General features: G+C 36.1%; 8 protein-coding genes. 2 read left to right on the top strand and 6 right to left on the bottom strand.

Annotated features, from left to right (window positions below; all coding sequences use genetic code 11):
- Nucleotides 1–2: 2 nt before the first annotated feature.
- The 3 genes from H6W53_RS08325 to gyrB all read right to left on the bottom strand — a co-directional run bounded on the left by H6W53_RS08325 (nt 3) and on the right by gyrB (nt 5,903).
- On the bottom strand, nt 3–1,937 hold the full coding sequence (locus tag H6W53_RS08325) for a transglutaminase-like domain-containing protein (protein WP_185206001.1): 1,935 nt from the start codon (nt 1,935–1,937) through the stop codon (nt 3–5).
- A gap of 1 nt (nt 1,938) precedes the next feature.
- On the bottom strand, nt 1,939–3,831 hold the full coding sequence (locus H6W53_RS08330; protein ID WP_185206003.1) for a DUF3857 domain-containing protein: 1,893 nt from the start codon (nt 3,829–3,831) through the stop codon (nt 1,939–1,941).
- Nucleotides 3,832–3,968: 137 nt separating this feature from the next.
- Nucleotides 3,969–5,903 carry a DNA topoisomerase (ATP-hydrolyzing) subunit B gene (gyrB, locus tag H6W53_RS08335; RefSeq protein ID WP_185206005.1) on the bottom strand — a complete coding sequence of 645 codons (1,935 nt, stop codon included), beginning with the start codon at nt 5,901–5,903 and terminating at the stop codon, nt 3,969–3,971.
- Between the two features lie 232 nt (nt 5,904–6,135).
- On the opposite strand from gyrB, the gene H6W53_RS08340 reads away from it, so the two are divergent.
- A complete protein-coding gene (locus H6W53_RS08340; protein ID WP_185206008.1) occupies nt 6,136–7,479 on the top strand; it encodes a cytochrome ubiquinol oxidase subunit I in 1,344 nt (447 codons plus the stop codon).
- Entirely contained in the window at nt 7,476–8,480 is a 1,005-nt protein-coding gene (locus H6W53_RS08345) for a cytochrome d ubiquinol oxidase subunit II (protein WP_185206010.1), read from the top strand. The genes H6W53_RS08340 and H6W53_RS08345 overlap by 4 nt, the downstream gene beginning before the upstream one ends.
- Before the next feature lie 54 nt (nt 8,481–8,534).
- Here the strand turns inward: H6W53_RS08345 and H6W53_RS08350 are convergent, their stop codons facing one another.
- The 3 genes from H6W53_RS08350 to lysS all read right to left on the bottom strand — a co-directional run bounded on the left by H6W53_RS08350 (nt 8,535) and on the right by lysS (nt 11,934).
- Nucleotides 8,535–9,353, bottom strand: a complete 819-nt coding sequence (locus tag H6W53_RS08350; protein ID WP_185206012.1) for an OmpA family protein — start codon at nt 9,351–9,353, stop codon at nt 8,535–8,537.
- 58 nt (nt 9,354–9,411) lie between these two features.
- Nucleotides 9,412–10,152, bottom strand: coding sequence for a hypothetical protein (locus H6W53_RS08355; protein ID WP_185206014.1), 741 nt, complete (start codon nt 10,150–10,152; stop codon nt 9,412–9,414).
- Nucleotides 10,153–10,236: 84 nt separating this feature from the next.
- Nucleotides 10,237–11,934: a lysine--tRNA ligase gene (gene lysS / locus H6W53_RS08360; protein WP_185206016.1), complete on the bottom strand. Its 1,698-nt coding sequence runs from the start codon at nt 11,932–11,934 to the stop codon at nt 10,237–10,239.
- Nucleotides 11,935–12,008: the final 74 nt, after the last annotated feature.

Genomic DNA, 12,008 nt, shown 5'->3' on the forward strand with positions numbered 1-12,008 from the left:
AATTACTGTTTTTTTACAAGACTGATGACCTGGTTTTCCTGTTTGGAAGCCACTCCCCAAATCTGTTTAAAAGCCGGATAATATTCTTTCTCATAATTCGGACTCTTAACTTTGGTGGTGGAAATTACTTCGATCTTGTTTCCTTTTTGTTCAGCAATATAACTGTATTCGATTTCTTTATCGTCGGTTACGATTTTTTTGTTTTTCGGCATTTCTTCAATGGTATATCCTTCCGGAATTTCCAAAACTATTTTCTTGATTCTGGTGAACGGCGAAGTAAAATCGATAAGGTATTTTCTTTCTTCTGTCTGATCGAATTCATTTGAGTTTTTATTTAAAAACAACATAGGATTGATAATCATTTTTTTTCCGATCCTGTCGATTAAATTTTCGGAAGAAAACTTCATGGTGCTTTCAAAATCACCGTTTTCATGTACTTTTGAATCGATATTGGTAAAGTCTATCGCAAAATTATCTTTATACTGCTTTTTGTATTTCTCTGCATTATCGTCATAGCTCTCTTTTGCAAAAATCGCATACGTTCCTGTGTCTTTATCGGAATAGGTTCCCGAAATGCTTCCGTCTGGATTAATTTTTGCCTCCGCCGTAAGATAGGTAAAACTTGTTTTCGCATTGATCATGGATAACTGCTGAACTTTATCTTTATTCATTAAAATTCCGAACTGGTTCCAGTCTCTTGGCGGTAACTGATCGATTGAAGACTGTTTTGAAGTCGCATCATACAAATGAAAACCATCTTTTGTCTGAACAGCAGCAATTACAAAATTCATGTTGGAAACATTGGGTGAAGCGATATTAATAAAACCGTTGCTCACCGTAGAAATCGTAAGCGGATCTGCTTTAATTCCGGCTTCACGAAGCATCATGACCAAAAACAGATTGATTTCTGCCGCATTTCCGGTTTTTGTTTCCAGCATTTTTTTGATACCGTCTTCTGTATAAATTCCTCTGTCTTTGTTCCATGTAAAAGTATTTTTTACATAGTTAAAAACTGCATTGGCTTTTTCTATCTCTCCTGAAATACCTGAAATATTTGCAGGCATATTGTCTTTTGCCAGTCTTGTCTTCTTTAATTCTCCTCCGAAATATTCATTTTCATATAATCTGTCTTTAATCTGCTCCCAAGATGATGAATATAACTTAAGCTCTCTGAAGCTTGTTGAATGAAGTTCTGCTCCTATTTTTGTTCTGTAATTCCGGTCGTTATTTACAAATTTCTCCGTCTTAAAACCTTTTACATTTTCATATCCGAAGCGATATGTTCTGTAACTCGTTCCATACATCATTCTTTCTTCAACTTCTTTATATTTTGGCAATAGAAAACCTGTATAATTTACGTTATAAGCAATATTTAACGGACTATCTAAAACATATTCAGTATATATAGATGGAGTATCTGTTTCTATCATAATCTCAGGAACACTAAAAAGGTATGGTGAGTTTATTTCATAATAATATTCAATAATCGACCCATTTTTTACATTAGGAAAAGCAAATTTGGTAACTGAATAGTTTTTACTTTCCTTACTTTTGTATTTTGAACTTTTATCAACTTTCGTAGCTATGGAAGTACCGTTTTCCAAATTGTAAGTAAATGCTTTTATCTTGGAAATAGTTTCTTGTTCACTTCCATTTTGGTAAAGAGGAATTTCAAGGTTCAACCAATCTTCTGACTTATCTTTATCATAAATCTTAACTCTGTAAAAAACAGTCTTGATAAGATTTCCTGAACTATGATCAACAGTAAAATGCAAAGATTTATATAAAATCTCGGCCGGAGCATTTCCATCTAAAGATGATTTTTGTTTTGATAAGTCATTTTCATTGAATTTTGGATAATGCAGAAAGTCATGTTTCTGAGCAGAAACGAAAATTAAATTTGCAGAGCAAAAAACTGTAAAAAATATTTTTTTCATGTTAAATTTTAGAAATTAAAATTTTTGAGTTGTCGATGTTAATGGTTTTTTTTCGGAAATTAACGTAATCGTTATATTTTTCTTTAGGATAAAGTCCTTTATTGATTCTTATGGTTCGGCTGACTTTCAGTTCTTCGCCATTTTTTACAAAGCTTAACTGATAGCTTCCGAATTCTGAATTTAAGGTTACATTCTCAGGAAGTTCTTCTATTTTATAGTTTTTAGGAAGCGCAAAGTTGATTTCGTATTCATCCTGAAAAGACTGTCTTAATTCAAAAGGCAATTCCCTGTTTTCGTCTGTTTTGTAAACATTGTTTGAATAAATAGGTACTGCTCTGAAAATGATGCTGCTTCCTGCGTTTTTAGAATAATTATTGGCTTTAAAATCAAGATCAAATTTTGCAACGGCATTGTCTTTATCGTTCAGGAAATTTTTCATTTCAATCTTTTCAAAATGAAGAACATCCAGAAGATTTTTTATGGCTTCGTTTCTTTCTTTTGGTGACATTGTTGCCAGAACTAGATTGTTATCATACTGAATTCCCGTGTACGCAAAATTACCTTCGCCGGAAATACTGTTGTCTTCATTAAGCTTTATTTTTAAAAGCTGTTTTTCTTTGCTTTGGTCTGCCGCATAAACCGGAGTATCAATTAATTCAATTCCGTTTTTTCTGATGGAAAGCACATTTCTTTCTGTGGTTCCGTAACTTAGATGATTAAAAGCTATTTGCTGAGATGTATTTTCCAGCCAGATATTTCCTTTTTCTGCAGGAACCATCAGAATAACATGGTTTCCTCCCATTTTGGGAAAATCTTTATCAAACGAAACCGGAGAGGAACCTGAATTGATCACCGAATAATAAGACGGAATTCCGGCTTCATCCAGTAAAGTTTTCATATAATTCGTTAATCCCTTGCAGTCACCATATCCTTTTTTCTGAACCTCATCCGGAAGCATCGGCTGCCAACCGCCGATTCCCAAGGCTACAAAAATATACCTTGTCTTGCTCTGCATATACTGATACAGTTTTTTCACCTTTTCTTCGGTTGTTCCCTGTAAATTCAATGCTTCGACTTCCGCTTTGATTGCAGGTGTTGATAAAGAAACCGGCTGTAAAATACTGTTGTAATACCAAGATCCGAACTCACCCCAGTTGTTTATACTCCCCTGTTTTCCTTCAAGATTGAATTTCGTTAACGCAAAACTTACTTTTGGCAAAATTTTTATCGGTTGGGGAAGTAAAAAAGCATCATCAATAGCCGGAACATTTTTATAAGAATATATTTTTTCTCCTGCATTATCGCTTTCTGTAACTGAAGTATAGTTATAAAGCGAAGGATATGTTTTTGTTTTAAGTTCAATACCGGATTTATTGATGATCTTCATCTGCGATTCTTCCAGTGAAATATTAGTTGATCTGAAAGGAATAAAATCCGGCAGAAAAACCGTATTGTCATCACCAATCTGATAAGAAAATTCCACGGTATAAGGATATTGCGTAGGAGTATAAGATAAAGCCATCACTCTATTATCCGAATAAAAAGTTCCTTGATTATTGTTGGCAAAATCTCCAAAATCTGATTTCGAAAATGATTTGATCTTTTTTCCGGATTCATCGTAAATATTCACCTTGACGTCTGAAATACTATTGCCTTTTTCATAAGGAATATAAATCTGCGCATCGGAATCGCCGTCTTTATTTAAAACAGTGGTCACCGTGTAATACTGATATCTGATATCATCTATTTTATTGATCTGAATGGTTGTGAAATCTTTCCTGATTACCGCATCTGCATTTTTCTTCAGATTCTCAGGAATAGCAGAAACCGGAAAATTTTGTGAGTAGTAAAAAGAAGCCATCGAAAGCGCTCCAATACAAAGTATTTTCATCATGGTTATTAAAATTTAGCAAAAATAATGAAATCTTATAACTGACAAAATTTTTTTTTTATTGTTTTGAAGATTTTATAAGGTAAATAAAAAAAGACTCCATTGCTGAAGTCTTTTATAATCGTATTTTTTGAATTCAATTATGCATCAATTTTTGCATATTTGGCATTCTTTTCTATAAATTCTCTTCTTGGCGGAACTTCGTCGCCCATCAACATAGAAAATACACTGTCTGCTTCCACCGCATTGTCGATGGTTACCTGTTTCAGGATTCTGTGTTCAGGATTCAGAGTGGTTTCCCAAAGCTGTTCAGGATTCATCTCTCCAAGACCTTTATAACGCTGAACTTCAACACCTTTTCCATCCGGAGACATTTCCAAAGTAAATTCTTCACGCTCTTTTTCGTTGTAAGCATATACTTTTTTATTTCCTTTTTTCAATAAATACAAAGGCGGCTGAGCAATATAAATATATCCGTTCTCAATCAATTCCTTCATATATCTGAAGAAGAACGTTAAGATTAAGGTTGAGATGTGAGAACCATCGATATCGGCATCGGTCATGATTACGATTTTATGATATCTTAACTTCGCCATATTCAACGCTTTACTGTCTTCTTCCGTACCTACGGAAACTCCTAAAGCGGTATAAATATTCTTAATCTCTTCATTATCATATACTTTATGAAGCATTGATTTCTCAACATTCAAAATCTTACCTCTTAACGGAAGAATTGCCTGAAAGAATCTGTCACGTCCCTGCTTTGCAGTTCCACCCGCGGAATCTCCCTCAACTAAGAAAATTTCTGATTCTGCCGGATCTTTTGAAGAACAGTCGGATAATTTCCCGGGAAGCCCGGAACCTCCCATCGGAGATTTTCTCTGAACCATTTCACGGGCTTTTTTCGCAGCCTGTCTTGCTTTTGCAGCCAACACCACTTTCTGAACGATAATTTTTGCTTCGTTAGGATTTTCTTCCAAAAAGTTAGTCAGCATTTCCCCAACAATTTTATCAACAGCACCCGAAACTTCGGAGTTTCCTAATTTCGTTTTGGTCTGTCCTTCAAACTGAGGTTCCATTACTTTTACGGAAATTACAGCGGTAAGTCCTTCACGGAAATCATCTCCTGTAATTTCTACTTTTTCTTTTTGAGGAATTCCTAAATCATCCGCATATTTCTTTAAGGTTCTCGTTAAAGCACGTCTGAAACCTGCTAAGTGAGTTCCTCCTTCGTGAGTATTGATATTGTTAACGTAGGAGTGAAGATTCTCGTTAAATGAAGTATTGTAACGCATCGCTACTTCCACAGGAATATCGTCTCTTTCACCTTCCATGAAAATTACGTTTTCCATGATCGATTCACGGTTTCCGTCGATAAAAGCAACAAATTCCTTTAAACCTCCTTCAGAATGAAAAACTTCTGATCTGAAAGAACCGTCTTCCAGTTTTCCTCTTTCGTCTGTAAGGGTAATGGTAATTCCTTTATTTAAATAAGAAAGCTCTCTTAAACGGCTTGCTAATGTATCATAATTATACACCAGTTCTGTAAAGATAGAATCATCCGGCTGGAAGAACTGTTTTGTTCCTCTCTGATCGCTGTGTCCTATTTCCTCAACGCCCGTCTGAGCTTTACCTCTTGAATATATCTGCTGATAAACGTTTCCGTCTCTGTAAACTGTCGTTACCATTTCGTTGGAAAGTGCGTTTACACACGATACCCCAACTCCGTGAAGACCTCCGGAAACTTTATAAGAATCTTTATCAAACTTACCTCCTGCCCCGATTTTCGTCATTACCACCTCAAGAGCGGATTTCTGTTCTTTTTCGTGGAAATCCACAGGAATACCTCTACCGTTATCGCTAACCTCGATCCCGTTTCCTTCTTTAATGCTGACAAAGATCGTGTCGCAGTATCCTGCTAAAGCTTCGTCGATAGAGTTATCTACTACTTCATAAACCAAATGATGGAGACCTCTTACTCCCACATCACCAATGTACATTGAAGGACGCATACGCACGTGTTCCATTCCTTCCAATGCCTGAATACTACTAGCTGTATATTGTTTCTGACTCATATAAATATTAAAAAATCCTGCTAAATGCAAAGACTTACAAATATCGTGATTTTTTTCGAGGTATGAAAGTTAAAAAGTGTCAAAAAAGTATTGATTTTTCCACAAAAAGCAAAGATTATTTTCTCTTAAAAAATATCAAAGTTAAAACCTATTTCTCAAACAAATGCTGTTGTAAATCATAATGACGATCTATAATTTATGCGTAAATTTATTTACTCAAAATGAATGGTTTATGGACGACTTTCTTGCAGCTCGTGCACAGATGGCAATGTCACTCGGCTTTCACATTATTTTCTCATGTGTAGGTATGGTAATGCCTTTCCTTATGGCTTTTGCGCACTGGAAATACTTAAAAACAAAAAACGAAGTTTATAAAGGTCTCACAAAAGCATGGAGCAAAGGTGTAGCAATCCTTTTTGCGACCGGAGCCGTTTCCGGAACGATGCTTTCTTTTGAGCTGGGACTTCTGTGGCCTGAATTTATGAAACACGCAGGACCCATCTTCGGAATGCCTTTTTCACTGGAAGGAACTGCATTTTTTATTGAAGCCATCGCAATCGGATTTTTTCTGTACGGATGGGATCGTTTTAACAAATGGTTTCATTGGTTCTGCGGATTTTTGGTAGGATTAAGCGGTTTAGCTTCGGGAATTTTAGTGGTTGCCGCAAACGCATGGATGAATTCTCCGGCAGGATTTGATTATGTGAACGGACAATATTTAAATATAGATCCTATTAAAGCCATGTTCAATGACGCGTGGTTTCCTCAGGCTTTACACATGACGGTTGCTGCGTTTTGTGCAACCGGATTTGCAGTTGCCGGAGTTCATGCTTTCTTGATTCTAAAGAAAAAAAATGTTGAATTTCATACCAAAGCCTTCAGAATTGCAGCAGGATTTGCTTTGATCGGAGCATTCGGAGCACCCTTAAGTGGTGATGTTGCCGCAAAATCTGTTGCAGAAAGACAACCTATAAAATTAGCTGCCATGGAAGCGCATTTTGAAACTGAAAAAGGGGCTTCATTTGTGATTGGCGGAATTCCGGATGAGAAAAAAGAAGAGATAAAATATGCCGTAAAAATCCCGAAAGTTCTGAGCTTTTTAGTGGCTAATGATTTTAACGCGGAAGTAAAAGGACTGAAAGATTTTCCAAAAGATGAATGGCCTCCGATTGCGGTTGTGCATTATGCTTTTCAGATCATGATTTTCTTTGGTGTTGTGATGATTATTATTGGAAGTGTTTTTCTGTATGCAACATTTTTCAGGAAAGAATGGCTTTCCAGAAACTGGCTTCTGAAAACATTTTTATATGCAACTCCTTTCGGATATATTGCTCTGGAAGCGGGATGGACGGTAACTGAAGTGGGAAGACAGCCGTGGATTATCTACGGAATTATGAAAACAGCCGATGCCGTGACACCAATGCCGGGAATTCAGTATTCTTTTTACTTTTTTACTGCGATTTTCGCGTCACTCTCTTTGGTTATTATTTTCCTTTTAACAAGACAGATTAAAATGGTTCCCAAATTATACGATCCTACCGATCCTCAGTTTAACTCTAAAAATAAGAAGTCATGATTTACGTTGTTATAGGATTTCTCTGGCTATCGATCTGTCTGTATGTTATTTTAGGCGGAGCTGATTTCGGAGCGGGAATTGTGGAACAGTTCACCAGAAAAAAGAACAGACCCAAAACGCAGACTTTGATGTATACTTCCATTGCTCCGGTTTGGGAAGCCAATCATATGTGGCTGATTATTGCGATTGTTATTCTTTTTGTTGGCTTTCCGGAGATTTACACTACGCTTTCCACGTACCTTCATATTCCTTTGGTTTTAATGCTGGTGGGGATTATTGCACGCGGTACAGCTTTTACGTTCCGGCATTATGATGCGGTGGAAGACAGTTGGCAACGCATTTACACACAGATTTTTTACTTTGCGAGTTTACTGACTCCTTTTTTTCTGGGATTAACGGCAGCAGCAACGATCTCCCATTCTATTAATCCGGATGCGACTAACTTTTTAGATTTGTATATTTTCAGTTGGCTGAACTGGTTTGGTGTTGCAGTCGGGTTATTTACAGTTTCCATCTGTGCATATCTTGCTTCCGTTTTTGCTTTGAGAGAAACATCCGACCGTTTTGAGCTGGGGATGATGATCAGAAAATCCAAACAGACCATGGTCTTTGTTGTTATCGCAGGGCTTCTGGTTTTTATCACAGCTTATTTTTCCGATATTCCTTTACTGATGTGGGTTTTCTCAAAACCTTTGGGAATTATGGCAACGGTTTTTGCTACCATCTGTCTATTTTTGATTCTGAGAGCAATGAATCGCCGTAAACTTTTACCTGTAAGAGCTTTAGCAGGATTTCAGGTGATTATGATTCTGGTTGCCGCTACTTATCAGCACAATCCGAATATTATTTTGTTTGCAAACGGAGAGCATCTTTCTTTATTAGACAACGTTGCAGCGCCAAAAACAATTTCGGCTTTGGGATGGGCGTTAATGCTCGGCTCTGTTTTCATCCTTCCGTTTTTGTTTTATCTGATGGCTTCATTCAGTAAACTGAGAAGATAATTTTATAAGGTATAATAGTTTCGGCGCAGCTTTGCTGCGCCGAAACCTTGTAATCTATTTTTTAAGCAAAACAATTTCCACCCTCCTGTTCTTCATGAAATCCTCTTCCTTTCTTTCGGGATAAACAACAGGATTGAGATGTCCCATTCCGGTTGCTTTGATGCGCGTGGAAGCAATTCCCTGTTTTTCCAGAAATTCTTTGATGGCATTGGCTCTCGTCCAAGATAGGTTAAATGTTTTCAAATCTAAATCTTCACCATCGAAATTGTCATAATCACAGCAGATATGTCCCTGCAATTCTACTTCGATTGTCGGATTATTTTTTAAAATTTCCGCTAACTGCATCAATACACTATTTCCTTTTGGCAGCCATACGTGGCGACCTCCGATAAAATTAACATTCGGCAAAGAAAAAGTTTCTCCGATTTTCATTTCTGAAACTTTTTTGCTGAAAAAACTATCAAAGACCTTTCCGGAATGTATTTCTCCGGCAATCATCACCCGATCAATAAACACATCTACTCTTCTGTTTTTACCGCGCAGTTCTTCGGTACTGTTGTCATTAATCGGTTTTTCTTTTCCCAATCCTACTACACTTTCCAGCTTGATATTGTTTCCGGCTTTTGACTGTAAATATTGATTAACCGCATTAGCGCGATTTTCAGACAGCTTTTTATTGTATTCCGAAGTTCCAGAAATATCACAATTTCCAAAAATTCTGAATTTCAGATTGCTTTTCAATTGGGCCAGACTGTCAAGCTTTTTCTGCGATTCTTTCGTCAGTTTAGAACTATTGTACTCAAAATAAACAGAACTAAGCATCTGAGCTTTCAAATTGACGAACAGAAAAATAAGGACGATAAGAATTCTCATCTCATTTAGTTTTTATTAATAACGGAAATTGTACAGAAATAGTTTTTACAGTAAAAAATTACAATCTTTTTCTAATATTTTCAACAACAAGATTAACAATTGTCAAAATCCCTTTTATAAAAACAATAATGATTGCAGATACAATGATTACCGGAATGGCTAAGAAAGCCCCTTTCACAACCCAACCTGAAGATATAGCACCATATATTAAGCCAACCATCATAAATAAACCAACTACAGAAACAACAGCTACCATCCACCAATTTTTCGGTTCATAATAAGCAATATCAGACAAAATATATCCTGTCTTTTTGCCATATAAAACCTCAGTAAACACTCCTATCTTATTGGTAATTATGATTTCTTCTCCTTTTGCAAAAATCCTTTTAGAAATATTAACCTTGTTTATATCATAATACAGATTAATGCATTTCTCTTGTTGCGCATGATCAAAAATTCTTTTCACTTTAATACACCCCTGATTCATACCTTCAAGCGAATGAACCGTAAATACTTCACCAAAAGTATATTTTTCTCCGGCTTTAGATTCAAAGAATACAATGGTACAAGCATCATCAATAAGTTTGACTCTTTTTAATAAAGAAAACTTTGAAGAATCTTTTTTTATGAAGTAATTTTTTCTGTTCAAAATAATCTCAATCCAATCAATACCGTCCCTTCTTTTTTCGCGATTAAATTCAACAATATCTCCCTCTTGCAAAAAACTTTCGGTTTTTGAGTTTTCATCATGGCTAGAATATATAGGAATCGTCTGATTAACTTTAATTTTTTTAATCATTAGTTTTAATTTTAAAAAAAGTTTTTGAATATAATAAAAAAGATCGTCCTGAGACGACCTTCTATTATTTTATACGGTAAAATCTTAAACCAGTTTCATCAAAAGAACCTCATCAATCTTCTCCACTTTCACGAGATTATTTTTCGTTAAAGTTTTTGAGGCTTTGTCCCATTTCTTTCCTGAAAGTTGAGATTGCTCTTTCACTTCTGCCAAAGCAATCTGTTCTCCTGATTTTAAGATTTCAAGAATTACTTTTTCATCTTCACCCAGTTCAATTTGAGGAACCGCTTTCTCAGGTCTCATTTGAGGGAAGAATAAAACTTCCTGAATAGATGCATTATTCGTAAGGAACATAATTAATCTGTCCATTCCGATTCCTAAACCGGAAGTTGGCGGCATTCCGTATTCCAGGGCTCTTAAGAAATCTTCATCAATAAACTGTCCTGCCTCATCATCTCCTTTTTCGGATAATTTTAACTGCTCCTCAAAACGCTCTCTCTGATCAATAGGATCATTAAGCTCAGAATAAGCATTGGCGATTTCTTTTCCGCAAACCATCAGTTCAAAACGCTCGGTTAAACCTTCTTTGCTTCTGTGTTTTTTCGTAAGCGGTGACATTTCGATCGGATAATCTGTAATGAAAGTTGGCTGAATAAAGTTTCCTTCGCATTTTTCACCAAAAATTTCATCAATTAATTTTCCTTTCCCCATCGTTTCATTCACATCAATTCCGATAGATTTCGCAAAGTCGAATAATTCCTGTTCTGTTTTTCCGGTGATATCGAATCCTGTAAATTTCAGGATCGCATTCGTCATAGAAATTCTCTGGTAAGGCGCTTTGAAATCCACTTCATATTCTCCGAAAGTAGCTTTTGTTGTTCCGTTTACCTGAATAGCACAGAACTCTAATAACTTCTCCGTGAAATCCATCATCCAGTTGTAGTCTTTGTACGCTACATAAATTTCCATTGCGGTAAATTCCGGATTATGGGTTCTGTCCATTCCTTCATTTCTGAAGTTTTTGGAGAATTCGTAAACCCCGTCAAAACCACCCACGATCAATCTTTTCAGATACAATTCGTTGGCAATTCTTAAATATAAAGGAATATCCAAAGCATTGTGATGCGTAATGAAAGGTCTTGCCGCAGCTCCTCCCGGAATTGCCTGCAAGATGGGAGTTTCTACCTCAAAATATCCTGCATCATTGAAGAATGTTCTCATCGCATTGAACAGTTTTGTTCTTTTTACGAAAACTTCCTTAATTTGAGGATTTACCGTTAAATCTACATAACGCTGTCTGTATCTTAGTTCCGGATCATTAAATGCATCGTGAACAACACCGTTTTCATCGGTTTTTGCTTGTGGAAGAGGTCTTAGAGATTTTGTTAACAGGGTGAAATTTTTCACTAAAACCGTCTTCTCTCCTACCTGTGTTGTAAACAGTTCACCTTCAATTCCGATAATATCTCCAATATCTAAAAGGTGTTTGTACACTTCATTGTATAAAGTCTTATCTTCGCCTGTACAGATCTCATCCCTGTTGAAGTACACCTGAATTCTTCCAGTAGAATCCTGCAATTCAGCAAAAGAAGCTTTCCCCTGAATACGACGAGACATCAGTCTTCCCGCGATCTTCACCTGTTTACTTTCTGCGAAATCCTGTTTTATAGATTCTGTAGTATCTGTAATGATGTATTCATCCGCCGGGAATGCATTAATCCCCATTTCAACAAGCTTATTCAGCTTTTCTCTTCTAATGATTTCTTGTTCTGATAATTGCATTTCTTATTTTTCTAAAAGCGTACAAATTTAGTGATTATTTACAAAATTTCACCTTAAACTTAAGGTAAATATTT

It is taken from the genome of Chryseobacterium sp. C3, assembly GCF_014218905.1.
GTDB lineage: Bacteria > Bacteroidota > Bacteroidia > Flavobacteriales > Weeksellaceae > Chryseobacterium > Chryseobacterium mucoviscidosis.